This is a genomic window from Curtobacterium poinsettiae (assembly GCF_025677645.1).
GTDB classification, from domain to species: domain Bacteria; phylum Actinomycetota; class Actinomycetes; order Actinomycetales; family Microbacteriaceae; genus Curtobacterium; species Curtobacterium poinsettiae_A.
Genome location: NZ_CP106879.1, coordinates 545,226 through 569,651, shown reverse-complemented (window position 1 = coordinate 569,651; position 24,426 = coordinate 545,226). Strand labels below are relative to the sequence as shown.

Annotated in this window: 27 protein-coding genes; 14 read left to right on the top strand and 13 right to left on the bottom strand. The window is 66.2% G+C overall.

All coding sequences use genetic code 11. The features are described 5' to 3' along the window. Nucleotides 1-26: 26 nt before the first annotated feature. Nucleotides 27-1,388, bottom strand: coding sequence for a 4-aminobutyrate--2-oxoglutarate transaminase (gene gabT, locus OE229_RS02855; RefSeq protein WP_182064153.1), 1,362 nt, complete (start codon nt 1,386-1,388; stop codon nt 27-29). 92 nt (nt 1,389-1,480) lie between these two features. Here gabT and OE229_RS02850 point away from each other — a divergent pair, with 92 nt between their 5' ends. After that, nucleotides 1,481-3,016, top strand: coding sequence for a PucR family transcriptional regulator (locus tag OE229_RS02850; RefSeq protein ID WP_182064152.1), 1,536 nt, complete (start codon nt 1,481-1,483; stop codon nt 3,014-3,016). Between the two features lie 20 nt (nt 3,017-3,036). Further along, nucleotides 3,037-3,654 (top strand): TetR/AcrR family transcriptional regulator, encoded by a 618-nt coding sequence (locus OE229_RS02845; RefSeq protein WP_262139646.1) that lies wholly within the window; start codon nt 3,037-3,039, stop codon nt 3,652-3,654. On the opposite strand, the gene OE229_RS02840 is transcribed toward OE229_RS02845, so the two are convergent. Then, nucleotides 3,637-4,338, bottom strand: coding sequence for an NUDIX domain-containing protein (locus OE229_RS02840; protein ID WP_182064150.1), 702 nt, complete (start codon nt 4,336-4,338; stop codon nt 3,637-3,639). The genes OE229_RS02845 and OE229_RS02840 overlap by 18 nt on opposite strands. A 90-nt stretch (nt 4,339-4,428) precedes the next feature. Here OE229_RS02840 and OE229_RS02835 point away from each other — a divergent pair, with 90 nt between their 5' ends. Both OE229_RS02835 and OE229_RS02830 read left to right on the top strand, forming a co-directional pair. After that, the gene (locus OE229_RS02835; RefSeq protein WP_262139644.1) at nt 4,429-4,908 is read left to right on the top strand and encodes a hypothetical protein; all 480 of its coding nucleotides are present in this window, start codon (nt 4,429-4,431) and stop codon (nt 4,906-4,908) included. A gap of 272 nt (nt 4,909-5,180) precedes the next feature. Next, nucleotides 5,181-5,393, top strand: coding sequence for a helix-turn-helix domain-containing protein (locus OE229_RS02830; RefSeq protein ID WP_262139642.1), 213 nt, complete (start codon nt 5,181-5,183; stop codon nt 5,391-5,393). Nucleotides 5,394-5,503: 110 nt separating this feature from the next. Here the strand turns inward: OE229_RS02830 and OE229_RS02825 are convergent, their stop codons facing one another. The 3 genes from OE229_RS02825 to OE229_RS02815 all read right to left on the bottom strand — a co-directional run bounded on the left by OE229_RS02825 (nt 5,504) and on the right by OE229_RS02815 (nt 9,314). Next, entirely contained in the window at nt 5,504-5,980 is a 477-nt protein-coding gene (locus tag OE229_RS02825; RefSeq protein WP_262139640.1) for an ASCH domain-containing protein, read from the bottom strand. After that, a complete protein-coding gene (locus OE229_RS02820; protein WP_263344992.1) occupies nt 5,977-7,989 on the bottom strand; it encodes a PIN domain-containing protein in 2,013 nt (670 codons plus the stop codon). The genes OE229_RS02825 and OE229_RS02820 overlap by 4 nt, the downstream gene beginning before the upstream one ends. Nucleotides 7,990-8,216: 227 nt before the next feature. Then, nucleotides 8,217-9,314, bottom strand: a complete 1,098-nt coding sequence (locus tag OE229_RS02815) for an AlbA family DNA-binding domain-containing protein (protein ID WP_262139636.1) — start codon at nt 9,312-9,314, stop codon at nt 8,217-8,219. A gap of 113 nt (nt 9,315-9,427) precedes the next feature. Between OE229_RS02815 and OE229_RS02810 the strand changes: the two genes are divergently transcribed. From OE229_RS02810 to OE229_RS02780, 7 genes are all read left to right on the top strand, one after another. Then, nucleotides 9,428-10,771: a hypothetical protein gene (locus tag OE229_RS02810; RefSeq protein WP_262139635.1), complete on the top strand. Its 1,344-nt coding sequence runs from the start codon at nt 9,428-9,430 to the stop codon at nt 10,769-10,771. 66 nt (nt 10,772-10,837) lie between these two features. Next, nucleotides 10,838-11,485 (top strand): hypothetical protein, encoded by a 648-nt coding sequence (locus OE229_RS02805; protein ID WP_262139633.1) that lies wholly within the window; start codon nt 10,838-10,840, stop codon nt 11,483-11,485. Then, complete coding sequence (locus tag OE229_RS02800; protein WP_262139631.1) at nt 11,478-12,491, top strand: hypothetical protein; 1,014 nt, start codon at nt 11,478-11,480, stop codon at nt 12,489-12,491. Before OE229_RS02805 ends, OE229_RS02800 begins: the two co-directional genes overlap by 8 nt. Nucleotides 12,492-12,504: 13 nt before the next feature. Further along, complete coding sequence (locus OE229_RS02795) at nt 12,505-12,783, top strand: hypothetical protein (protein WP_262139630.1); 279 nt, start codon at nt 12,505-12,507, stop codon at nt 12,781-12,783. A 41-nt stretch (nt 12,784-12,824) separates the two neighbouring features. Next, complete coding sequence (locus OE229_RS02790) at nt 12,825-13,688, top strand: antitoxin VbhA family protein (RefSeq protein WP_263344989.1); 864 nt, start codon at nt 12,825-12,827, stop codon at nt 13,686-13,688. After that, nucleotides 13,685-13,930, top strand: a complete 246-nt coding sequence (locus OE229_RS02785; protein WP_262139627.1) for a hypothetical protein — start codon at nt 13,685-13,687, stop codon at nt 13,928-13,930. The genes OE229_RS02790 and OE229_RS02785 overlap by 4 nt, the downstream gene beginning before the upstream one ends. Further along, nucleotides 13,930-14,958, top strand: coding sequence for a hypothetical protein (locus OE229_RS02780; RefSeq protein WP_262139625.1), 1,029 nt, complete (start codon nt 13,930-13,932; stop codon nt 14,956-14,958). The genes OE229_RS02785 and OE229_RS02780 overlap by 1 nt, the downstream gene beginning before the upstream one ends. Before the next feature lie 426 nt (nt 14,959-15,384). On the opposite strand, the gene OE229_RS02775 is transcribed toward OE229_RS02780, so the two are convergent. The 5 genes from OE229_RS02775 to OE229_RS02755 all read right to left on the bottom strand — a co-directional run bounded on the left by OE229_RS02775 (nt 15,385) and on the right by OE229_RS02755 (nt 19,060). Beyond that, nucleotides 15,385-15,840, bottom strand: coding sequence for a hypothetical protein (locus OE229_RS02775; protein ID WP_262139624.1), 456 nt, complete (start codon nt 15,838-15,840; stop codon nt 15,385-15,387). Nucleotides 15,841-16,505: 665 nt separating this feature from the next. Next, nucleotides 16,506-16,754, bottom strand: coding sequence for a hypothetical protein (locus tag OE229_RS02770; RefSeq protein WP_263344987.1), 249 nt, complete (start codon nt 16,752-16,754; stop codon nt 16,506-16,508). Between the two features lie 380 nt (nt 16,755-17,134). After that, nucleotides 17,135-17,602: a hypothetical protein gene (locus tag OE229_RS02765; RefSeq protein ID WP_262139622.1), complete on the bottom strand. Its 468-nt coding sequence runs from the start codon at nt 17,600-17,602 to the stop codon at nt 17,135-17,137. A 59-nt stretch (nt 17,603-17,661) separates the two neighbouring features. Next, nucleotides 17,662-17,913 (bottom strand): hypothetical protein, encoded by a 252-nt coding sequence (locus OE229_RS02760; protein ID WP_262139620.1) that lies wholly within the window; start codon nt 17,911-17,913, stop codon nt 17,662-17,664. A 229-nt stretch (nt 17,914-18,142) separates the two neighbouring features. After that, the gene (locus OE229_RS02755) at nt 18,143-19,060 is read right to left on the bottom strand and encodes a hypothetical protein (protein ID WP_262139618.1); all 918 of its coding nucleotides are present in this window, start codon (nt 19,058-19,060) and stop codon (nt 18,143-18,145) included. Between the two features lie 237 nt (nt 19,061-19,297). Between OE229_RS02755 and OE229_RS02750 the strand changes: the two genes are divergently transcribed. Beyond that, nucleotides 19,298-19,867 (top strand): GNAT family N-acetyltransferase, encoded by a 570-nt coding sequence (locus OE229_RS02750; protein WP_262139617.1) that lies wholly within the window; start codon nt 19,298-19,300, stop codon nt 19,865-19,867. A 62-nt stretch (nt 19,868-19,929) separates the two neighbouring features. Here OE229_RS02750 and OE229_RS02745 read toward each other — a convergent pair whose 3' ends face one another. After that, the gene (locus OE229_RS02745; protein WP_263344986.1) at nt 19,930-21,159 is read right to left on the bottom strand and encodes an AlbA family DNA-binding domain-containing protein; all 1,230 of its coding nucleotides are present in this window, start codon (nt 21,157-21,159) and stop codon (nt 19,930-19,932) included. 77 nt (nt 21,160-21,236) lie between these two features. After that, nucleotides 21,237-21,737 (bottom strand): GNAT family N-acetyltransferase, encoded by a 501-nt coding sequence (locus OE229_RS02740; protein ID WP_262139613.1) that lies wholly within the window; start codon nt 21,735-21,737, stop codon nt 21,237-21,239. A 241-nt stretch (nt 21,738-21,978) separates the two neighbouring features. Here OE229_RS02740 and OE229_RS02735 point away from each other — a divergent pair, with 241 nt between their 5' ends. Both OE229_RS02735 and OE229_RS02730 read left to right on the top strand, forming a co-directional pair. Then, the gene (locus OE229_RS02735; RefSeq protein ID WP_262139611.1) at nt 21,979-22,761 is read left to right on the top strand and encodes a hypothetical protein; all 783 of its coding nucleotides are present in this window, start codon (nt 21,979-21,981) and stop codon (nt 22,759-22,761) included. Further along, nucleotides 22,758-23,405, top strand: coding sequence for an RES family NAD+ phosphorylase (locus tag OE229_RS02730; protein ID WP_262139609.1), 648 nt, complete (start codon nt 22,758-22,760; stop codon nt 23,403-23,405). The genes OE229_RS02735 and OE229_RS02730 overlap by 4 nt, the downstream gene beginning before the upstream one ends. 76 nt (nt 23,406-23,481) lie before the next feature. On the opposite strand, the gene OE229_RS02725 is transcribed toward OE229_RS02730, so the two are convergent. After that, complete coding sequence (locus OE229_RS02725) at nt 23,482-24,405, bottom strand: abortive infection family protein (RefSeq protein ID WP_262139607.1); 924 nt, start codon at nt 24,403-24,405, stop codon at nt 23,482-23,484. Between the last annotated feature and the right edge of the window lie 21 nt (nt 24,406-24,426).

The window sequence follows — 24,426 nt, the reverse complement described above, 5'->3', positions numbered from 1 at the left end:
CCACGCGGTCGCGGGGATCGTCGCGCTCACGACGCGGCCAGCCCGTCGAGGACGACGGTCAGGCCGTCGCGGAGCAGGTCGTCGTCGATCGACAGCGGCGGCAGGAAGCGCACGACGTTGCCGTACGTGCCGGCCGTGAGCGCGATGACCCCGTGCTCGAACGCGTACCGCACCACCCGTCCGGTGAGGCCCGGGTCGGGATCACCGGTGGCGGGGTCGACGAGTTCCATCGCGACCATGGCACCGCGGCCGCGGACGTCGCCGATGCGGGGGTCGTCGGCCTGGGCGCTGCGCAGGGCGTCGAGCAGGACCGTGCCGATGGCCCCGGCGCGTTCGACGAGTCCGTCGTGCTCGAAGGCGTCGATGGCCGCGAGTGCTGCGGCGCAGGCGATCGGGTTGCCGCCGTACGTCCCGCCGAGGCCGCCGACGTGGGCCGAGTCCATGATCGCCGCACGCCCGGTCACACCGGACAACGGGAGTCCGCCCGCCATCCCCTTCGCGGTCGTGACGACGTCGGGCACGATCCCCTCGTGCTCGCTGGCGAACATCGCGCCGGTGCGGGCGAACCCGGTCTGCACCTCGTCCGCGATGAACACGACGCCGTTGGCGGTCGTCCACTCGGACAGTGCGGTGAGGAACCCCGGTGCCGGGACGACGAAGCCGCCCTCACCCTGGATCGGTTCGATCAGGACCGCGGCGGTGTTCTCGGCGCCGACCTGCTTCTCGATCTGGCTGATCGCACGCTTCGCCGCCTCTGTGCCCGACAGCCCGTCGTGGAACGGGTACGACATCGGGACGCGGTAGACCTCGGGTGCGAACGGCCCGAAGCCGTTCTTGTAGGGCTGGTTCTTCGCGGTCAGCGCCATCGTCAGGTTCGTGCGGCCGTGGTAGGCGTGGTCGAAGACGACGACGGCCTGCCGACCGGTGTGCTTCCGGGCGATCTTGACGGCGTTCTCGACGGCCTCGGCACCCGAGTTGAACAGGGCAGTCCGCTTCTCGTGGTCGCCGGGGGTCAGACGGTTGAGCGCCTCGGCGACGGCGACGTACCCGTCGTAGGCGGCGATGGTGAAGCACGTGTGCGTGAAGGCGGCGACCTGTTCGGTGACGGCGGCGACCACGCCGGGGTGGGCGTTGCCCACCGAGGTCACGGCGATCCCGGACCCGAGGTCGACGAACGAGTTGCCGTCGGCGTCGACCACCACGCCGCCACCGGCCGCGACGACCGCGATGGGCACGGCGACGCCGACCCCGGCCGCGACGGCGCCGGCCTTCCGGGCGAGCAGCTCCTGCGATCGCGGACCCGGCACGGCGGTGACGAGCCGCCGTTCCTGGGGCAGCGACGGGCCGCCGGTGGTCGCTCGGGTCGCGGACGCTGCGGTGGAGGACATGCCGCGATGGTAGGAGTCACCGCCGTGTCCTCCCACTGTCCACGGCGTACATCGACCCCCGGATGGATCGACCCGGTGGATAGGGTGACGGCATGCCCGCAACGCTGCGCTCCCTGCTGCACCGGCGTGAACTCCACCTGCGCCCGCTCACCGACGCGGACGAGCACGCCCTCGACGCCCCGCTCTCCTGGCTGCACAGCTCGGACCTCGAGGACCCGACCCCGTTCCTCGCCGAGGGTCAGGGGCTGCTCACCACCGGCACGCAGTTCGGCGCCGAGGCCGAGGTGCGTGACGACGTCGCCGAGGCCTACGTCCGGCGGCTCGTCGACGGCGGTGTCGTGGCGCTCGGTTTCGGCACCGAGGTGGTCCGCGCCGGCACCCCCGACGCCCTGGTCGCCGCCTGCACCCGGCACGGACTGCCGCTGTTCGAGGTGCCCTACGAGACCTCCTTCATCGCGGTCGCGCAGGCCAACGCCGAAGCGGTCGCGCGGGACGCCAACGCGCGGGGCGCCTGGGCCCTCGCCGCGCAGCGTGCCATCTCGCTCGCCGCGATGCGACCGGACGGACTCGGCGCGACCATCGCCGAGCTGTCCCGGCAGCTCGACGGGTGGGTCGGCCTGTTCGACGTCTCCGGGCGGCTCGACCGCGGACACCCCGCCGACGGTCTCCCCGCCGCCGACCTCGACCTCCTGCGGACCGAGGCGCTGCGGCTGCTGCGCTCCGGGCAGCGGGCCAGCCTGCCGGTCGCCACGGACCGGGGCGTCGGGTACACCCTGCAGACGCTCGGCAGCGGCGGGCACCTGAGCGGCGTGCTCGCGATCGCGAACGGCGGAGCCCTCGACCGGGCCGGACGCGAGGTCGTCACGGCCGTCATCGCCCTGGCCGGCCTCGCACTGCAGCAGAACCGCGAGCTCGCCCGTGCCCGGGGACTCCTGCGCACCGGACTCCTGACCATGCTGTCGGTCGGCGAACCCGAGGTGGTGCAGGCGACGTCCCGCGAGGTGTGGGGGCCACTGCCCGCCGAACCCGTCCGGATCGCGGCCGTCGACGTCCCCGACCACGACCTCGACACCGTGGTGGACCTGCTCGAACTCTGGGTGCAGGACCGTCCGGGGCGCCTGTTCTTCGCGGTCGACGACGCCGTGTTCCTCTGCGTGAACGCGGACGACACCGGGATCGTCGGTGCACTCGTCGACCGCTTCGACCTGCGCGCCGGCCTGTCCGACGGTGCCGCGTACCGGTCGTTCGGACGCGCCCGCACCGAGGCCGTGCAGGCACTCGACCGTCGCCGTGAAGGACGCCCGGGCACCACCGAGTTCGGCGACCTGGCCCGAGAGGGGGTGCTCGCCCACCTCGCCCACGTCGACGTGGACGCCGGTGCCGTCGCCCGCGCCTTCCTCGCGCCCCTGCTCGACCACGACCGCACCGCCGGCACCGAACTCACGGGCACCGTCCGGACCTGGCTGCAGGAGGACTGCGAGTACGACCGCACCGCACGGGTCCTCGGCATCCACCGGCACACCGCCCGCGCCCGGGTCGAGCACGCCGGTCGACTCCTCGACCGTGACCTCTCCGTCTTCTCGACGCGGGCCGACCTCTGGGCGGCCTTCGTGGTCGAGGGCGCGTGACGCGCGGATACCGTGGGACGATGCCGACGACACCGGCCCGCCGGCGCCTGAGTCCGGCCGAACGCGAGGCGCAGATCAGCGCCGCCGCGATCGACGTCGCCCGCGCCGAGGGACTCGCGGCCGTCACCCTCCGCGGTGTCGCCGCAGTGATCGGGGTCGCGCCCTCGCTCGTCGCCCACTACCGCCCGAGCATGGAGGACCTGGTCGGCGAGACGTTCCGCACCGTCGCGGACGCCGAGGTCGCCGAGGTCCGCGCGATCGTCGCCGCTGCGCCCGACCCCGTCTCCGGCCTCCGCACCCTGCTCGGCTGCATCGCCGATCCCGCCCGCGACGACGTCGCCACCCTGTGGGCCGACGCGTGGAGCATCGGCCGCACGAACGCGGCACTGGCGACCGCGGCACGGGACGTCATGGACGACTGGCAGCTCCTCGCGACCACGGTCGTCGTCGACGGGGTCCGCGCGGGTGTGCTGCACACCGACGACCCGGACGGCGTCGGACGCCTGCTCTTCGCGCTCGTCGACGCCACCAACGGGTACGCCCTGGTCGACTACCTCGACCGCCCGACCCGCGAGGCCCTGGTCCGCACGACGATCGCGCGAGCGGTGGGCCTGGACGGGTCAGCCCTGTCGCGGTGACACCCGCCGCAGCGCCATCGACCGCAGTGCCACCCACTGCAGCAGCATGATCGTCTTGCCGTCGGCGATCCGACCGTCCGCCACCATCGCGAGCGCCTCGTCGAGCTGCACCTCGAGCACCTCGATGTCCTCACCCTCGTCCTCGACGCCGCCACCGGCTTCGACCCGGTCAGCCGGCGTGTACGCGCCGAGGTAGAAGTGGACCCGCTCGGTGACCGAACCGGGGCTCATGAACACGTCGCCCAGGTGCTCGAGCACGCCGAGCCGGATGCCGAGCTCCTCGGCGGCTTCACGCCGGACCGCGGTCTCGGGGTCGTCCTCGTCGAGCAGTCCCGCCGCGGCCTCGATCAACATGCCGTCCGGGTGTCCGTTCACGTACGCCGGCCACCGGAACTGCCGCGTGAGCAGGACGGTGCCGCGCTCGGCGTCGTACGGCAGCACCGTCGCGCCGTTCCCGCGGTCGTAGGTCTCGCGCTGCTGCCGGTCCCAGCGACCGTCGCGGCGCCGGACGTCGAGGGTCGTACGACGGAGCACGTGCCACCCGTTCGACACCACCTCGACGTCCCGCACGACGACGTCGGGGTTGCGGTCGAGGGCACGGCCCACGGCGTCGAGGCCCGTCCGCCCACGGTCGTCGGGGACGTCCACTCCGGGACGCTGGACGGTGGTGCGTTCGTCGGTCACCCGGTCACCGTAGCCGGGCACCTCGGCAGGACCCCGTCCGCTCGGTACGCTCGACGTGCCGCACCAGGGAGCGGCAGAGGACGGTGCAGCATGACCAGGACGTTCATCCTCCGACGACCGGACCGACCGCAGGTGGTCACCGTGTCCTTCGTGCTGTGGCTGGTGTGGGTGGCAGCTTGCGTCGCCGCCACGGTGCTCCAGTTCTTCGCGACGGACGCGGCGGTCGGCCGGGCGCCGGTCCTCGCCGGGATCGTCGCCCTGGTCCTCTGGGCCCTGGTGACGTGGGCGGTGTTCCGGATGGCCGCGGGCTCCCGCGTCGCGCGCACCGTGCTCGTCGTCGTCGCGGCCTTCCGCGCGCTCCTGAGCGTCACCGGCGGCGAACTCGCGGTCCTGACGATCGCGCTGTCGGTCGTCGCCGCGGTCCTGCTCTTCCTGCCCAGCGCGCGCCTGTTCTTCGCTCCGCAGCAGGCCCGCAGAACCGACCACGGGTTCGACGGAACCGGCGTGTCGGGGCCGAGCCGTGCCTCCAGGCCGGATGCCGACCACACGACGGAGGCCGACCGGGCCTGACAGCCAGGAACCGCGGACGACTCCGAGGAAGACCCCGGAGAAACAGGAAAGGCCCCGGATTCCTCCGGGGCCTTTCCTGTTCTCGCCTGGTGGGTTGTTAGGAAAATACCTGATCAGCGCCTGTTTGCAGGCTAGTTTTCTGACCTGTTACAGTCATATCCTCTCTTCGCTCCACTGAAATCCTCTGGACTCCCGAGACCCTTGTCGCTTGGCGCATCGGGTGCAGTCCGCTGTCGATCAGTATCCCGTATCGGTAGTCGGTTGGAGACGTTGTGGACAAGGCTGATGTTGATGAGGGCTTCGTGGAGGTCCGGTACCTGCTGCGGCAGAGCGCGTCGGATGCGCGGATGGCGCGTGCGCAGCTGTTGGCGTTGACTGATGCTGGGGTGACGCAGCGGGATGCTGCTGCCCGTGTTGGTGTTCCGTTCGGAACGCTGACGAGCTGGCTGCGTGTGGCACGGCAAGAACGCGACGGCCTGCGTTGATACGGGCGGTCGGCGGTCCTGGCCGGCTAGACGCCATCCCGGGGTCAGCCGTTGCCGCGAGCGTTGTGATGTTGGTCGGGCGATCTGCCTTTCCTGGGGCAGCTGTTGCGTCAGGCCGCAGTCCACGCGGGGCTGGTCGTGTTCGTCACACCCGAGTCCAGGCTTCTGATCTCCTCGAGCTGCTCGGCTGTCCACAGGTCGAGGTACCGGTAGCTTTGCGCGGGTTCCAGTCCGAGGTGATCCCGCAGTTGTTGGAGGGTCACCGTCTCGGACCATTGTTGCGGTTCGTCCACCTCGACTATTGCGGCATTGGATGCCCCTCGGAGGTAGTCGTCGAGGTATGCCTGGTCGATGCCAATCATGCGTTTGAAGCGTTGCCACACCGTCGTGGGGTGCAGCTGATGCACTGCCTTCAGACGGAGCGTTCCGATGACTTTCCGCTCTGGGGAGCTTGAGTACACGAAGAGGATGGTGCCGGCGTCGAGGTCAGGGAACCGGCGTCGCACTTCGGCCGTCTTGGTACCGGCGAGGAGGGCGTGTGCGTACTGGGGCCGGACGGACAGCAGGACACATCGGTCGGCGCTCATCCGTGCTCCGTTTCTTGTAGACGCATCACATCGTCGAAGTATGCGGATGGAACGGCTCGGACTGACTGGAAGTTGCCGTTGATACCGTGCTCATGGTTGAGCTGCAGCACCTGCCGGCGGCTGAGTTCCCGTTCTAGCAGTTCAGTGTCCTCGAACCGTATGACATGCACGTCACCGTTACCGTTCGCCGCGGCGCGGATCTCTCGAAGTGGCAGGACGCCCAGCTCCCGGTAGATGGCATGTGCCTCCTCGGCTGGTAGCACCTCACTAGCGATGATCCGTGATCGAGCTACGAGGCGACGAGTCACGGCTAGGTCGTCGGCGGTGACGTACCAGAGCAGCCGCGACGGGACCGTCAACGGCGATCCTGACGGCTTGTGAAAGTACACGTGTTGACGGAGGACACCCAAGGCCGTCGATCGTAGCTGCAACAGAGTGTCAGCAGCGTATCCGAGGAGACCTTCGGCGAATCGGGGCTGGATTGGCACCACTGCCACGGGCATGTCTGCACCGACGACCGCCAACGGATAGTGCAGTCGTTCCCTGTCGCTGACTTCGACCGCGCTTAGTCCGGGCAGATACTGCGTTCCTCCGACGGGACTGACGACGAATGCGTTTTCGTCGATGGTGTACCCATCTTCGCGGAGCGCTTCACCGACGGTTGTCGCGTCGGTAGTGATGTCGGTGACACGCACCCTCACGCAACCACTCCTCACGGCAAGGCGGCGCAGGTGACGGGCGAGCTGCAACGCGACGGTCAATGCTTGTGGACCGGCGGCGACACGCAGTAGCGGTACGACGAGTTCGTCACCGTCGCGCCGCTCCGCGAGGAGAGCCCATGGCGACCCGCCGTTGACGAGAATTTGCACTCGTGTGCTCTGCGGATGGCTGCGCGCGTCCGCAAGGCGCTGCAGGAGGGAGCGACCACGTTCACCGGCACGATGCGCGGCGAAGGCGTTCTGGGTGGTCTGAGCGTCTAGGCGCTCCGGAGTCACCCAGTCGAGGTTGACGGAGTCGATCAGCCTCGGGATGAAGGAAGGCTGTCCGATGTTGCTGCGGATCCGGCCGATGAGCACGTGCGGTCGGATGGCTTCAATGCCGTAGTCCGCTCGGAGCCATCCGTCGGTGCTGCCGATGAAGTTGTCGTCGTTGGTGACAAAGTATGCAGCGTCGGCGCGGATGGCGTCGGCGACGTGCAGAACGTCGTCAGCGAACGACTTGTCTCGCTTTGCGGCGGGACCGAGCCGTTCAAGGAGCTCGTCTTCAAGGGAGGTATCGGTGGGCCGGGTCGTTCGTAGCCGCACCCAGTGCTGCGATCCGGTTCGCAATGCGGCGCGCTGCGCAACGTCAGCAGTGCGGCGAATCTCCTCGTCGAGTTGGCCTGACACCGCGTAGACGAGATGGTCTTGCAGCCACGAAGCGTTCAACCCGGCGGATTCCTGAACACGATCACGATGTACGTGGGCTGCGCTGCACAGGTCGGTGACTACATTCGAGTCGAGCACCGCCAGCGGTAACGGCGATGCCAGGAGCGCTGCTTCGATGAGATCCAATTGGCCGAGCGAGCGCCGCCACCTCGTGAGGACTGATCCAAGTTGGCGCCGGCCCGGTCGTTCCGCTCGGGGCGTCATCCCGAGCCTGGTCCAGAAGCCATGCAGACCATAGTCTTCCCGACAGTCCGCTGCAATCTCGAGACGTTCGGGATGGTCGGCGATGATCCGGTCGGTCATGAAGCGTGCGAGGCTGCGACCACGCTCTGATTTCGCCACACAGACATGTCGGAGGATGATCTGCCCGGTTCTCGGCAGGTCGAATAGGACGTACCCGACGACGATGTCATCGCGGCGGGCTGCGAGGAGTTGCCGGGCAGCGGCACGGTCGTTGAATGCCGTGAACGGTAAGAATCCGAGGGTCGCGGAGTGCCGCTTCCACAACGCGTAAACGTCGTCGAGGACCGTCCCCTGACCCATCCGATCCTGGTCCTGCGGATAGGTCAGCTCGTAGGACACGGCGTTCTCCCCCGGTCTTGTAGTTGATACGCCCTCATTCAACAGCAGCGTCGCGTCGGCTCGGTGCGCCTCGCCGAAGCGCCACTGACGCTGGCTTCACTCCGCTCAAGGTGCCACCGTCACTCCCTCGTTGGCAGGACAACGCCGAGGAAGTGGCGGGATGCACGACTGCCCTCGCACTCTTCCCGTGCTCCAGCGTTCATGCGCAAATGGTCGAAGTAGGGCGCTCAGCTGCTGCGGCTATCTTCCCCTCGGAGCCGGGCACGGCCGGCTGCGAGTGTGGCGTGGATCATTGGGGCGGTGATCGGCACGCTCGCTTCACCTCGTCGCTGCACGATGCTGATGAACGCTCCCTCGACTTCGCCATCCGCTCGGATGGCCCCATGGACGAGGAACGGTTTTTGCGTTTCCTGCTGCGGCGGGACGTCGACGGCGACGACACTCTTGCCGTTGGGCAGCGGGACGCTGTTGATACGCACGCCCGCCGGTAGCGGGTACAGGTACCGGTCGAGGATGCCGCTGTAGCGAGCGTCGATCCCGAGTGGCGCTTCGACTCCGCGTATTCGTTTGACCACTTCCCCACCGGGGATGGGTTTGGTTTTCGCTCCGATGAGGATGAGACCGCCGTCCTCGGCGTTGCAGAATCGTGCGACGTCCTGCGCTAGGGATATGTGGCCAGTGAGGGTGTCTTCGTAGAGCATCTGTTTTGCGTCGAACCAGTTCCCTTCTTCCTGTCCGACGAGTAGGTGCGCCGCACCACCTCGGACGAGGTTCCCGACGCTCTCGCGGGTGATCGCTCTCGCGGAGAAGGCATGGCAGAGTCGGAGCGCGTCCATTCCGTCGCTGAGGATGTCCGCGACGCTCCGATCTGCGATCGGCACAGCGAAGCGGATCGTCACCGCAGAGTCGAGGGCCCCAGCCCATTCGTACGCGAACTCGACGTCCAGGTCTGTCCCGTCGCAGTAGTCGACGAACGGCTGCAGCAGCTCCCGTATCCGGTCGACGAAGACGTCCTCGTGGATTCCGTCGGACGGGCCGGTGTGCAACATGACGACGGTGAGATTCACGCCATCCCATTCGAAGTGCACCGGCTCGTACGGCCCGTACTCCTCTTCATACCCACGAGGCACCGATACGACATACGCCCTCGCGTGACTCGGTTCCATCGTCCCGGCTTCTGCGATGAGACCGTCGCGGAGGTCGCTTGCGACGAGCGTCTGCAGTTCGTCCTTGAACAGCTGCAGGTACCCCTCCCAGTCCACCGCCCGCTCCTCACCGGCGACGAGCCAGATCGCATCGGCTTGCGAGTATTCAACGGAACGCATGCGCAGCAATCTAGCCCCCCGGCCCACGGTGGCATACGCCGGTTTTGTCTGCGCCCTCTTCTACGGTGGTGTCCGCAACTGATCGGGGTTGCCGAGAACGCTCAGGGGGAACCATGCCGTGGTGGACGCGGGAATCGAACTCGATCGACGCGATTGAAGAACCTTCTCCGGGGGAACTGATCGCCTCGCAGGTCGTTCGAGAATCCCGGCTGTACGGCCGAGCAGTGCAATCACTGGTTCTTCGCGCCACACTCGTCACCGTCGGGCTCTTGCTCTACCTCTGGCTCGCTGCCGCTCTGTTCGGGACACAGAATCCGACCGAGAACGAACCAATGTTCGAGGTACATCCTCTCTCCGGTGCGACCATCGTCGGCGTCTACGCCGGCCTCGGCGGTGTCATCGTCGCTTTGCAGTTCGGGGCGAGGTCCGTCATCGCCGCAGAAGGCTCGGACCTGCGGACCACCGCGCGAAGCGTGGTGCAACGCAACTTCCTCCGCGCCCTCGCGACCGGAGCCCTCTTCGCCGCGGTCCTCCTGGGGTGTCTGGCAACGATCTGGTACGCACGTCTGCCGCATCTCGATGTCACGCGCGTGGTCGGCGCCCTCCTGACAAGCACATTTCTCGCCTTCATCGCCGCTGAGACGCATGTGCTACTTCAGTATCCGGTGGCCGGGGCGGTGCGGGAGCTCCTCCAGCATCGACGGCAGCAGTTGCTGCGCCATGTCGTGCGAACCGGCTTTCCCCCGCCGAGTCGACGGCGAACCGTTTGGACGCAGAGGTTCGCTGCTTTTGTCGTCGCCCCGGTGATGTGTACGGCTCTCAGCGACGTGTTCCTCCCCGCTCACGACACCATTCAGCTTGTCGGACGGTTCAGCATCATCGTGTTAGTGACTGCCACCGCATGGCTGATGGTGCTGCTGTTCATGCAAGCACTCTTCGATCGGCAACCGGGTCTGCTGATCGGCCTCGTCCTGTTCGGAATACTCCTCGCCGGCGAACTCCTCATCGTGGTCTTACAGGCACAGTTGCAACTGCACGGCGCGGCGACCACGACCACGACCACCGATCTTGCTCGGGGGCTCCTTGGGATGTGGGTCTGTGTTGCCGCTCTCCCATTTGCTGTGATGGGGCTCGCTGCGCGGAGGAGCGACCGCCGAGGCGGGTTTATCATCAACGATGTGCGGCTAGTTCTCCAGCGACGGCTCGACCGGCTGGAACGAGCACCCGGTCAGCAGCATCGTGCACGGCTGGGACGGTTAGTGCTTTGGTCATGGGTTGCAGTGCCGTTCTTCCCGTTCGGTGTCCTGTTGGGTCGTCGCGCGGCGCGGGAAGCTGCCGCCTTCGGGCACCGCGGAGTCATGGGAGCAAAAGCGGCAGCGTGGACCTGCGGGCTGATCGCCGCAGTGAGCATCGCCGCGTTGATCGCCCTTGCCTACATCCCGCAAGGAGCGCCGTGACGGCGTGCTGCACGGACCATTGAAGGCGAGGTAGACAGCCAAACCACCGCTCGTTACAATGAGCGCATGCAGGAGACGCGCGAGCCGCCTTCAGAAGATGACGACCCAGAAGTTCGCCGTAGACGGCAGCTCGACGCGATCCGTGGGATAAGTCGTATCCCGCTCGCCCGTCTGCGTGAGGAGCCACGGCTGCAGCCCGATGCTTTGTACACAGAGGTCGCCGACGGCCAGGCGCTCATCCCGGGCCTCCGGATGGGGGTCGGCGCCCTGCTCGTCGAACGGTGGGAGCCGCGGTTTGCGGCCACCGGCTGGACCCTTCATGGTGCGGACCTGACCCTCGACAAAGGTCGCCCGTTCGGGTCGATGTTCTACCGCAACGATGCCGACGACCGCGTCCTCCGCATAGGTGTGAAGTGGCATCCGCCGGTGCAGCAGCTCGAGTTCCCCGCCCTCCATCCATCGAAGCCCGAGTTCACGTCTGACTGCACGGACGAGGAGATCGCCGCGGTGGTGTTGGACGCGCGCAGTCGAATAGGGACTCTTGTCGCGGTCAACGCGGAGATCGGGTCGTTCGTCGCCACCGAGGAGTCCGAGAACGCCATCCTCGACGCGTCCGGACTCGGACTCGAGCGGCTCTCAGATGACGACCCGAGGCTCGCCGGCCGTGATGAGCGCCCGCCGTCAAGGCCGAGCCGGGGCAGCCCTGATGAGTGACCGGCAGTGGGTGCAGGACATCCGACACCAACAGACGATCCTGTCGTTGCCGTTCGGACTGGGATGGACCATCGACATCACGCAGACGTTGGTCGCGCTCGAGGCTGCTGGCATGCCCGCTCGTGTGGAGGCGTTCGACCGACTCCGGTTCGAGGACGGCCGGTCCGGGTTCCTGTCGACCCCGAACCCGACCGCAACGATCAACGACGACGGCACACCGGCCGAACGCACCGAGGACCTCATCGTCCTGCCCGGCGGGTCAGAAGGCGGCGTGCTCTCGCTCGCCCGCCGGTACCCGGACCTGGTGTTCGTGAACGGGAAACGGCAACGCGTCTGGGCGAACGGCAAGCAGGTGCACGGGTCGTCGATGGAGCGGGACGCGACACCGGGGTGGCGGACCGTGTTCGCCATCGCCCGCACCATCGCCCTCCACGGCGGCGGCACACGCGCTATCGCGGACCGCATCGGCATCCCACTCGACGACGTGCGCGCCTCGATGCCCGCGCTCGGGGCGAACGTCTTCCACACGCCGATCGGGTGGGAAGCAGCCGACCAGGCCGCCCTCTGCGACTGGGCCTTGGCGGCCTACCCCGGTGTCGGCGGAATCAGGACCTGCTGGCGCCGCAACACCACCATCGACGAGCAAGCGGACCAGCTCATTGCGCTGGGTGGGGTGATGTCGGACCGGTGGGCGGCGCAGCAGTCCGGCGTCGTCGTCCCACCGAACCGGCTGACGGCATTCTTCGCCCAACACCCGGACATGGCAGCGCTCGGCTACGAGCCCGCGACAGTGACTGAGGCGACGGTGTCGGTCGTCATCCCGCAGGACACCACCGTCCTCACGAGCGCGGAGGGGTGCTGCACGGACGACTTCATCACCGCGCACGTCCTCTACGAGGACAGCTGGGTGGCCGCGAACACGGACGCGGTGAACGGGTTGCGGCAGCTGCTGCACTTCCAATCCGACCTCGCCCACGACCTCCGCTGGCACCCCAACAGCAACTGACGGAAGCCCACTCATGACACCGCAGCTGCTGTCGCTGACGTTGGCCTACGACGACACCCGGTTCTTCGGCTCCGTCATGTTCACCGACCCCGACCACCCAGACGACAAGCCTGCGACGGTCCTCATCGACCACGCCGACGAACCGCCCTGGTTCCGCCTCACCAACGTCGACCCAGACGGTCAGGACCCGACGGTGCCGGCGATGGTCGAAGCGGACCACATCATGCGGTTCCTTCTTCACTACACGCCCGAGCGCATCGGTCGAACCCCCGCGGACTTTCCGCAGCTCTGACCCGCCCTGCTCGCACCCTTTCCCCCTGGAGGTAGTTGCTGATGATGCGTCTGGTGTCACTGCACCTGTCGAACGACCGGATCCTCTGGGGGCACGTGCTCCTCGAGGACACCGAGAATCCGGACGCGCACCTGGCGCAGATCCTCGTCCGCTCCATGGATGTCGAGCCCGGGTACGAGCTCTACGACAGGACCAACGCGGTCTTGTCGGATCTGAGCGTGCCGGCGGTGCGGGAAGCGAACCGCATCGTGCAGACCCTCCTCATCCCCGCCTCCGAGATCGCCAGACGGGAGAAAGCCGTCCGAGCGGTGATCCACTCCGGCTACCTGGAAGGGTTCCCGGACGACATGCCCTGGCAGTCGCAGCTGTGGATGTACGCCCGCGGGGAAGTCACCCGCGAACAACTGTCCGCGTACGCGGACGAAGGCCGACAGATCCCCCGCGCCCCCGACCAATCCGCCGTCGGTCCGGCGGACGTTCCCGAGGACTGGTGGCAGACCACACAAGCCCGCATCCGCCGGAACCTCCTCAACACGACCCTCACCGAACCCGAAGTCGCTGCAGCCCTGCAGGTCAGCATCGACGAGGTCGGTGAGCTGTTCGAAGCGAACCGGCTGACGAGCTTCGACCTCGACGGCGAAGAACGCATCCCCGACTGGCAACTCGTGAAGCCAGCACTCCCCGAGTTCGGCGACCCGTCGTCGCTGCTGCCTGGCCTTGACGTCCTCTACGCGGCAGCACCGCAGCCGCTCCTCGACGCAGCAGCGATGACGGAGTTCATGACCACACCCCTGAACTTCCTCACCGTCGACGACCGAGTCCTGACACCGCTCGACTGGATGCGAGAAGGACGGCCATTGACGACGATCATCGCGCTGTTCCGCGGACGACGGTGGCGGTCATGAACCGCCGGCCCGACCTGTTCCTCCTCAACGTCGCCTACGACGTCACCGGCGTGCACGGGCACGTGTTCTTCCGCGACCCACCCAGCAGCGAGCTGCGGCAGGTCATCATCCGAAGCACCGACGCCGGGAACATCTGCGAACCAGCCCACGGTGATACCCGCACCGGATGGGAGCCATTCCTCAAGGAAACCCGCTGGCTCATCGCCCTCACCCAACCCGACACCCCGGAAGAACGCAGCTGATGATGCCTGGCCTCGAATGGGTCAATGCCGCGTACTCCGGCAGGCCGCAGATCACGATGCCGTACGGACTCGGCGACACCACCGACCTCACCAACACGCTCGCCGTCCTGAAACTCGCGGGGCTTCGCGCGGTCGTGGAGTCGCACGACACGATCCGCCTCGCCGACGGCCGCCGCGCACGCTTCCCAACCCTCACCCAACGCCCCCGCGATGAGGACCCGAACGACGCCGAACTGCTCCTCCTGGCACGACGCACTGTCACCGCGTCACAGATCGCGCTCGCGGAGCAGACCGCGACGGTGCTGCTGGTCGACGTTGACCGGCGCCGCGTCTGGATCGACGGCGAGCAGGCCCTCGGGACGAAGGAACGGTGGAAGGACGCGGCACCGATATACGTCACCTTCGCCGTAGCCCGCATGCTCGCCGTCAACGGCGCGACCTTCGACCGGCTGGTGCGGGCAGGGCTGACTCCCGGGCAGGTGGACGACGGGCTCGCACGCCTCGGGAAGCGCGTGCACCGCACCGACATCGGGTGGGAGTCCCGAGCTGTGGGTGGTCTCGTGGACTTCGCGATCGCGTGCTATCCCGGACCAGGCGGTGTCAAGACCCGATGGACGTCCGACCTGCCGCTGGCCGAGCAGGCGGAACGGCTCATAGGTGCGGGCTGTCGCATCTCCGGGCGCGCCATCTCCGAACGGCCCGGCTACCCCGCCATCAGCAAGCGCGAGATGCCGTACCGGGTCGTCGCGTTCACCGAGCAAGAGGTCGACATGGGCGCGCTCGGCTTCGAACCCGACACGATCGGCTTCGCCGGCACCGAACTCATCCGGCCCGCCGACCCGACCATCTTCCTCACCGCAGACACCGCCCGCTACACGGACCGCACCGACGACATCATCACCGCCAACACGCTCCTCCGCGCCGACTACCGCAACGCCGACGACGCGGCATCGCTCGAGGAGGTGCGGAACCGGCTGCAGTTCCTCGCCGACACCGGCTACGACCTCCGCCACAACCTTCCGAACTAACGAAAACCGGGGGATCAGGTCGGTGTAACACCGAACTGCCGTCGGTGCTTCACCGAACTGCGCCAGACCCAGGCAGCCAGCTTGGTCTCACCGCGACCAGCTTCGACCCACACAGCATCTCGGGTCAGGCGGTACGCCTGAGCGTCACTTCGACGAATCAACCGGTCGGGTAACTGGAACCACGCATGCACCGGCAACGGCTCCGGCAACTCACGCACCTCCGTCCCGCGAGCATCCTCCTCAAGCGAGAACGGCGAACCGGGCACCCAGCGATCCGAACGACGACGACCCATGTTCGCGACAGTAGAAGCCGGCGCCGACGTTCGCAGAGCGTCCCATCACCGGAATGGCTTCCGGACCAGCCATCTGAGACTGATCAGGTCGCCGCGAGGACAGACCTCGCCGGCGCTTCCGTCAAAGGACCGGCTATCGGACGCTGGCCGGCGTCGGACGCTGTACACGCACTCCGGTCATGGAATCTAGTGATGAACTTCCTCGCGTTTCGGGCATCCGGGCAGCTAGCAGCTTCCACGCCCATTGGGCGGCGAGGACGTAGTCGTTCGGCCTATTGATCCGAAGAAGTTCGCGTTTGAAATTGAGGTGCTTCTGCCCGGTGCCATCGCAACCTTCCCGCCCGCGGCGCCCGTTCACGAAGGGGATGTGGTCGAACGCGACGATCCGCGGAATGGTGTGTTCGAGTACACGATAGATCGCTACGAGTTCAGCAAGGACCCGTTTGGGCACGGACATGATCACTGGGAGGCGCAGCTCGTCGAGAAGAGGCAGGTTGCACGCCGTTTCGCGGAGCCTCGCATTGTCGTGCACGGCGGTGTCAACCAGTTCGCTGTTGGCGCCGGTAACTCGTTGCAACAGATCAACCACGAAGCGAACTTCCCAGCGGTCCTCAGCGCTCTGAACGAGATCCGTCCCAACCTTGCCGCGCGAGGCGCTCGGGTCTGCGGAGCTCGAGGAGGTTGAGAAAGCGCTAGTGGACGCTACGACCGCTGCGCGTGAAGCCGACAAGCTCAGTGCGGTGAAGCGGGCGCTGCATGGAGTTCACGGTGTCGTTGGGAAGTAGCGGAGTCGGCGAGAATCGGAGCATCTGACAGTGTCAAGGCATGGGTCGCGGCGGCCACCACGTTGCTCCTGAGCCAGATGGGAGATTGTAGTTTCCGTCGGACCGACAGGGCGACCTGGAGCGCGGGCCTAGGGTGCGCAGTAGACAATGCCGGGTGACGAGATGCCACCGTTTGACCTGGACAGCGTGGGACCCCCTCCGGGTGGACGGGGGGGGTAGCTCGAGCGCTCAGCCGGTAATTTCGAGCTCGCGCGCATCGGCGGCCAGGTACGGGCCCCGATCGGCCCCAATGCGGTCAGCTACACGGAGCGCGCGGCCACGCGGAATTGTACGGGCGGGACCTTTCAGCCGAAGCCGTCGACCGGTGCCCTAGCAGCAGGGCAGCGCAAGCAACGCGCGGTCCCTGATGACTACGGCATCACAGACTGCGGCATAGTGCGCCGGCTCACTTCCCCGTTGCACCGCGATGTCACACGGGCTCCCAGTTCTGCCAATCGACTTGACCATTAGCCAAGACGAATCCCTGGCGCATTCGGGTCGCCAATTCCTCGGTCTCCGCGTTGAACTGAGTAACATTGTCCAGGCGTGCGTGATCGCTCTCCACCCTGGGGTCACCTGTGTATTGACGACGGGTGAGTAAGTCGCCAGAGTTGGTCCTGTCTACAGTTTCCTTGACCCATGAACCACCGCCGGTGGGGAATTCGAAGTATCGCGTCATCCAACCAAGCTACTCGCGTGAAGCTGACAAACGCGAGAGTCTTCATCACGTCTGCCGTCAGCGTGGTATGTCATCGCCCGGACCTTCGGTCCCACAAAGGCAACGTCTCCTCTTGCGCGGTGGCCGCCTTCGTGTGGCCAAAGGTCGTGGTGAAAAATTGCCCCAGACCGACGGCCGCGGGCACCCGCCGTCACAGTGCCCGCTGGCCAATCCCGTATCGATCAGCCCTTGTCCTGCTTTGGCACGGGACGCTGAGGAGGAGGGTTGTTGCCGAACGTCGAGGGGTTGTTTTTGATGACCCTCTGCGTCTGGCTCGGCGGCTTGACGGGCGGTGGCTTCTTGGGGCTCTTGTCTGCCAACATCGATCCAATCGTGATAGTTCAATGAGAAACGAAAGCTATTGCGGCGATCACAAGCGATGCAGCTAGTGAAGCGAAACCTAGCATGACGACTGCAGCTCGCCAGAACAGTGCCCGCTCGTCTTGCTCTAGTACCCGGTTTTTGTCCGCTGTCATGTTGCGGATGGCGGCCACTTCGCCGTCATCCCAGAAATTTTCCTCCATAGAAACCAAACCGGGTTCTCGACCGATCCGCGGGACAAGAACTCCCACGCCGAAGACCGCAGCTGCCGCAGAGAAGCCGATCGCCCACCCGATCAGATCGCCATGCAGCCCAGCAGACTGCAGGGCGGTCATTAGGCTCGCTGACGCAACCAGGATGGATGCTTTCGTGGTCATGGCTGTGTGTCGCTCCGCCACGAATGTTCGGCGCAGGTCAACCTCGCGGGCAAGGGCCTCAACCAGGAGGCGATTCCGGTCGAGTTCCTTTCGCAGCCTGCGTTCCTTCATGTGCGTCAGCATGTCCCCTCGGAGCCACAACTCATCGAGCAACGAGAAGCTTGCTGCGTTCAGTCAAATTCCCACCAGTGCACGGCGTCGAGGGCATCCTCGATGGTCGCCTCAGGGTTACCGTGGCTGACCGCGGTCACGTCGTCGTCGGCCTCCGCCGTAGCCGAGTACCGATGCGAGCCACCGACAGGGCCCTGATCCGACACGGTGACAGTCAGAGCACGGCGATTCCGGTAGACCCTGAAGCGCCTCTCCTCCCATGCTTCTTCGACGCCTGGGAGCTCATTGATAAGCGAGAGAATGTCATCCATTCGAGCAGTATATGGCTGCGCAAGCTGTCGCGATAGCCGATCGCCCATCGGGGCGAAGGGCTGATCGAGGAGACAGCAGAGCTGAGGGCCGATGAAGGGGAAAGGCCCTCACCCCGACCACCGGAGGAAGACACCCTGAATTCCTGCTCACGCGGCGGTTCCAGCAAGTTGCAAAGGTGCCAGGGAGCCCGGCGGTAGCTCTTCGGGCCGTCTGCTGCATGCGTGCGCGTCAACGGTCCCGTTGGTCGACGATGACGACGCCAGCAAGACTCACGTCGTCAAGCCCGAGCGCGAGTTCGCTGACCGTCTCCGGATCATCGTTTACAAGCAGCTCGAGCAGGTAGCCGGGTGGCGAGTTGCGCAGCCCGCGCAAGATGTTGGGGAAGTACGGCTCACCCACGTGTAGGCGATCATCCGGAAGAGTCGGGAGGGTGTACTCCTCACTCGTCATATCCACCGGGTCAGCGGTTGCGAGACCGTATTGGCTAGCGCGTACACGGCGAATCTGTTCGACGAGCTCCTTTGCCACCCGCTTTGGGCCCGTCTGTGCCGAGAACAGGAAGCGCTCCAGATCCGGACCCAGTTCGAGACCCGGATAGGACGGCGTCGCAGCTACATAGCGGCGAGGGTCTACGAGGTCTTCCATTGGTACTGCGAGGTCATATGCCCACGCCGGGTCGCTGCCGAGTGCGCTGCCCGGGGCCAAGAGAAGTGCCGGCAGGAGCGTAACGGTCTTCCTGATGCACCGGAGGCAGAGGGTGAAGTCTTCGGGGTGCTGACGTTTGGTGCAAGCCACCGGGTGTCGGTAGCGAGGGCTCCCCATGTAGAGGGCATAAGTGGGCGCCACCTGCAGGGCTTGGGCGGCCCTCATGAGCGACGCCCACTGCTTACCCCCGTTGTAGTCGAAGTCCAGGTCCCACCGTCCGCCGGGCTTCTTCTTCAGGCGCTTGGCTTGAACCAGGGCGCCAAAGGACACACCCCCGTCGCCGATCCACCACCACAGCCAGTCAGCGCCAGTGCCGTCCTTGCCGCCTTCTTGTCGCTTGTTGAACGGGAAGGCTCGTACCTCGGGGCCCGCCGCTAGTAGGAGCAGCTCGGTCACCGTCTCTTCCCCCCAGGCGAAGCCAGACTGTTCGGCATCGAGCATGTGCCCTAGCGCGCGCTGGCGTGCCCTGCGGAACGCCCCCAACAAGCGGAGCGAGGGAGTCGACATGCGCCCATGTTGTCATCGCTCGACCCTAGATTCAGTTGCGGGCTACGGTGGGCAGCCAATTTGGCCCCCTGGTACCCGTCGAACCGGGCCAAGTCAACCCGTCTGCGTGAACTTGGCTACCGTCCCGTAAGACGATCGATCACCGAGCCTGACTCTTGCGAGGATGACGGGGTGCGCACTTCTCCGTGGCCCGCTCATAGCGGGGCTCTCCTCCTCCGCGACCCTCAACCCGAGGACGCGGACCAGCTCGTCACGCTGCGGAACAACCCGGTCGTCAACCGGTTCATGCTCCGCACCCACGTCGATCCGGACGCCTACGCCCGAGAGTGGGCGAGCATCCCCGACAGCGACACCGACTTTTCGTGCATCGCGGAGCTGGACGGCCAGCTCGCCGGCCTGGGGTTCCTCGACGTTGTCGACGGCCTCGGACAACCAGGGATGCCCGAAGGCACGCAAGGGGTCATCGGCTACATGCTGCAACCCGACCTCGCCGGACGGGGACTGGGAACAGACCTGGCGCACGGTCTCCTGACCGCAGCGTTCGACGTACTCCGGCTTCGACGCGTCACCGCGAGCTGCAACGCCGACAACGTCGCCTCAGCCCGCGTCCTCGAGAAGAACGGCATGCGACGCGAGCAGCACGGCATCGAGGACTCCTGGCACGCCGACCTGGGCTGGGTCGACGGGTACCAGTACGCCATGCTCGATCGCGAGTGGGCCGCCGCTCGGACCGTCCGATAGCCGATCGGCTACCGGACATCGGTGCCCCGGACCTACGGGGAGCCCTCATATCACCGACATGCTTAGCCCGGTTCCGATATGGACTGCAGGTATGTGATGCCGCCCTGATTGATGCAGTCGGTTGCGAGATCAATGAGCTGCTGCTCGTACGAGCGATCGTCGATTCCAACCTGGATCGTTGCGTCGACAGGCGCGTAACGGTGGAGTGCGGTGGACGTACCCATGAACTGGTAGCCAGTCGAATCGATGGTTGCCAACCGGAGGGGTTGCAGCCCGCGGGATTCGATTCCGATGCGGATGTCATATTCATCTCCGCCCAGATGAAGGCCGACCGTTCGTATCAACGCCAGAAAGTCCGAGACGGCGTTCTCTACTGCGACAGACTCAACCACCCAGGGTTGGGAGTGCTCGCCCATGACGTTCCGGTGCCCTCCGACTGCTGCGGCGACCGACACGGCGCCGTTGTGGTGAACGCTCACCCACGCCTCACGCCAAGCAGCGTTGCCTGTCGCGCTGTTCGGCGCGATCCATCGACGCAGGCCGGGCCGCACGTTGTAGCGATCGGTCGAAGCCAAAGGGTGCATCCCGCGCCTCGTCCATCCGTTCGACAGGCTTTCTGCGCTCCCGATGAGCCGAACTGTGTCATCGCGTGAGATGCGTTTCGACGAGTCCACGCGGCGCGGCAGCCCAACCGCCACCAGCCATGCGCGATTCTCGACGTCGCGACCATCTGCCTCGTAGGCGAAGAGGTCGCCGAGGGCCTCGATAGCGCGACGTTGCTCATCGAAGCGAGCGCGGTACATTCGCGCGACTTCGCGCTCTCTCATCCACACGGTGTCGGAGTCGTTCCGGAGCGGAGCCCCGAAGAAGTCGTTGCGGTAGATCAAGTGCGGTCCATCGACGCTCGACGGAACTTCCACAACAACCGCGCGTGGCTCCTGCCCAAGGCTGTGAACGCGCAGTCCGAGTACCGGCGGCGAGATCGCCGTGACTGCAGCACTCACAAGCGCGCTCTCGTACCGTTCGTGGAACTCAGCAACGTGTACCCGCCCGGTCGCAGCCTTATCCGCTTCACGGACGCCGTAGACAATCACGCCCCCGCCAGCGTTGGCCATCGCTGCAACATCCTTCGGGAAGTCGCTTTGAGAGAGGTTCTTGATCGGCGGCAGCTCTGACTTCCAATCAAGATCCACTGATTCTCGTGCGCCTGCGGCGACGGCGTCATCAAGTAGCGAATCGGCGAGCGGCCCGGAAGCAGCTCCCGCCGCGCGGTGAAGGCCAGTAAAGGGCATATCCCTAACATAAGCGGCTTCGAGAGAGTACCCGCCACCCCATCGGCGGCTCGCTACCGCGTCCGGTAGCCGATCGGCTATCGGACGGTGTTCGGTCGCACGCTGGGGCGAAGGTCGAGGGTCCAGGTGACGAAGGGCATTCCGGCGACGCCCGGCCTGCTTCGTGTAGTTGGTCGCCAGCCTCGGTGCGAGTGCAAGCTCTTGGCCCGGTCGTTCCCGTCCCACACCTCAAGCTCGGCGGTACCCGAGGGCACCACCTCGACGAACCGGTTGTGAAGCACACTGCCGATGCCCGAACCGAACCGGTCAGGGTCGACGTAAAGGCTCAACAGCTCAGCAGGCGAGTCGTCACGCTCCACGAGGTGAGCGGCGACGAAACCGGCCAGGTCGCCGTCCTGCACGGCGACGACACACCAGGTGTCGGTCCGGGTCAACGTGTCGACCCACATCGGGTACCGATCGTGAGCTGCGTCGACCGGATCGAGAGCTTCTGCGTAGTAGGCCTCACGCGAGCGTTTGTGCACCGCGGTCATTTGCAAGGCGTCACCAGGCGTTGCGTTGCGGACATCGAGTGTCATCGCGCCAGTCAATCAAGCGCCGATGCCCGGTCGTGGATCGGCGATCGAGACGGCATCCGGTCAGCACCATGAAGCCGGCGACCGCACGTTGCATGAGGCGTTCACGAGGAAGAGATGGGCCTACCCGCTCCCTGGTGGCCAGGGCCCCGTGTCCTCCCTGAGTTGGGGGCAGGGCGGCCGCGGGATCCATTCCGTTCACACCACCTGCACCGTAGGATTGACCGTGAACAGAGGTGGTGTCATGGTCACGAAAACCGAGCAGGAAGCGTCAGGCATCAGCGTGTCCGCGCGGGAGAAGCTCGAGCGCTCCGCGATCGCTCTGCACATGGACGTGGAGCAACTTGCTCAGTGGCTCTTCGATTCCACGGTGTCGTCTGAGCCTGCTCCGACTCCTCCGCTGAGTGCGGCTGAGCGCGCTTTCCTTGATAGCGCTTCCGGCCTCACGCCCGAGCAGCTGGAAGAGGCGCACCGTGAGGGTCGTCGCCGCGCGCAGGTTGGTCCCGCCGAACAGCGAGCTCATCTTCTCGCGGCGTCGCTTTCCACGGATGACGCTGCAACCGCTCTCGGTATCGGAGCGTCAGCGGTGCGTCACCGCATAGCCGACGGCAAGCTCTGGTCTGTTGCGGTGGACGGCAAGAACCGGATCCCGAACTGGCAGTTCGTCGACGTCCCGCACCCCCAGCCTCGCTGGGCACACGGGGCCACCGTCCGTACGGCGCGGTCCACCGTTGGTGAAGTCACGGCCTCCAACGTCGGGAATCCGGCGCCGGCGGGCGTGCGGTTCAAGAAGGGCACCCGCCGAGTGAACGCTCCGGCAAAGGTGCAGGCGCTGCGTGGCTTGGACAAGGTGGTGCCGTCTATCCCTGCGGACACGACAGCGCTGTCCATGGAGGGCTTCATGCGAACCGAGCAGGACGAACTGCTCATCGATGGCGCTCCCGTGTCGCCGCTGCAGTGGCTGCTGGATGAGCGCGACCCGGCGCCGGTCGCTGCGCTTGTTGCTGACCTCGGTGCCATTTGGTGACCCTGGACGACGACGCGCAGGAGGAGCTCCCGCTCCCCCCTGCGGTGCTCACTGCTGACGACGAGCATTGGAAGAACTGGTCAGGACCGGCCTGGAGAATCCACAAGCAGCAGAAGGGCAGGCCCGACTGGAATCAGCTGCGCCATTTCGGCCCCGCTTCCGGGCAGCGGTTCGACCCGCAGGAACTCCCGGAAGAGGATGGGAAGCCTGAAGGTGTCCAGTACGTCGCTTCCTCGATGCTCGCCGCGATCGGTGAGGTGTTCCAGACGAACCGGACCATCCCGCTGCACGACAGCACGCGGCTCGCCGTGGCGTGGGAGCCGATTCGCCCGCTGCGGCTACTCGATGTGCGAACAACGTTCGGCAACGCGAACAAGGCGTCCGCGGTCTTCAGCTCCGCACGAAAGGACGTCACACGGGCCTGGGCCCGGCTCGCTCACCTGCAATGGCCGGACATGGACGGCATCATCTACTCGGCGAAGAAGACCGGGCTGCCGTGCGCGGCTCTGTTCACCCACGCTGAAGTTGCCCCAGTGTGGCCGACGCTGCCATCGTTCTCGAGGTCGCTGACGGACCCCGCCATCCGGGATGAGCTGTTGGAGATTGCTGAAACGCTTCGGTGGGAAGTGGACTACGGCGTCTGACCGACCTGACCGACTTGTAAGAGAAGTTCCTCAGCGGTGGGCGAGGCAAGTGGGACGAGAATGACCGCGGCGCGAATCACGCAACGCCTGGATGCGCTGCCCACGTGTCCGCAACGAACTCCGTCACTGCCACGGTTGCGTTGAACACCAGGCGGGCATGCCGACGCTCAGCGGGACTGGCGTGCGCACGTCCGTGCCCGGTTCCCATTGCGTTCCGTGCCTCCGAGACGTTCCTCACCACAGACTGCAGGTTGCGCAGCATCCCCTTGAGCGCGTCTGACGCGCGTGAGTCTTCCGGTACCGAGTTCGCGTGGATGCCGAGCGCCCGCGCTGCTGCGCCGAAGAGTGCCGGCAGGTCGTCACGGTCGGAGTAATCCACCTCGAACCCGCGCAGAACGAGTTTGGCCTGGGACTCGAGCAGTTCCTTACAGTGTGCGATTGCAGCGGCGGGGTCGGTGTCGATGTCCCGTCGCAGACGCTTGAGCTGCTGGTCAAGGACCGCCCGGTCCACCACGTCAGGAGCGGCAACGATGACGGTGCGCGGATCGTGGACGCCGCCGATCTCGCGACTTCCGTAGTAGACGTTGGCGCCCACGCGTCGCTGCTCGAACAGTTCCCATCCAAGCGGGACTAAGACTTCGTTGTATCCGGCGACCATCTCTGCGGAGATTGTTGCATCCTGCCGCGCGGCGGGCCGGACTGTCGCCGTGAGGAACGCCAGGAACTTCTCATCGGGGCAGTGCAGCAAGTTGAACCGCGGATCAGTGAAGACCCAGTCGTCGTCCCAGTCACTGTTGTTGACGCGGTGCTGCCAGATGTCCTCCGCTGCCGTCGGGAACTGCGACCGTCGACTATCCGTCGTGGGTAGATCCCGCAGGTCGTACAACCGAGCAAGGAACGCGTCCTCGTTCTGGGCGCCAGCCCAGTGGTAGCCGAGTGAGGTGAGCCATTCCGACAGGTCGGTTCGGGATTGAGCGCTGATCCGGTTCTTTGCGGTCACGGTTCGACTGTACGGCGCTGG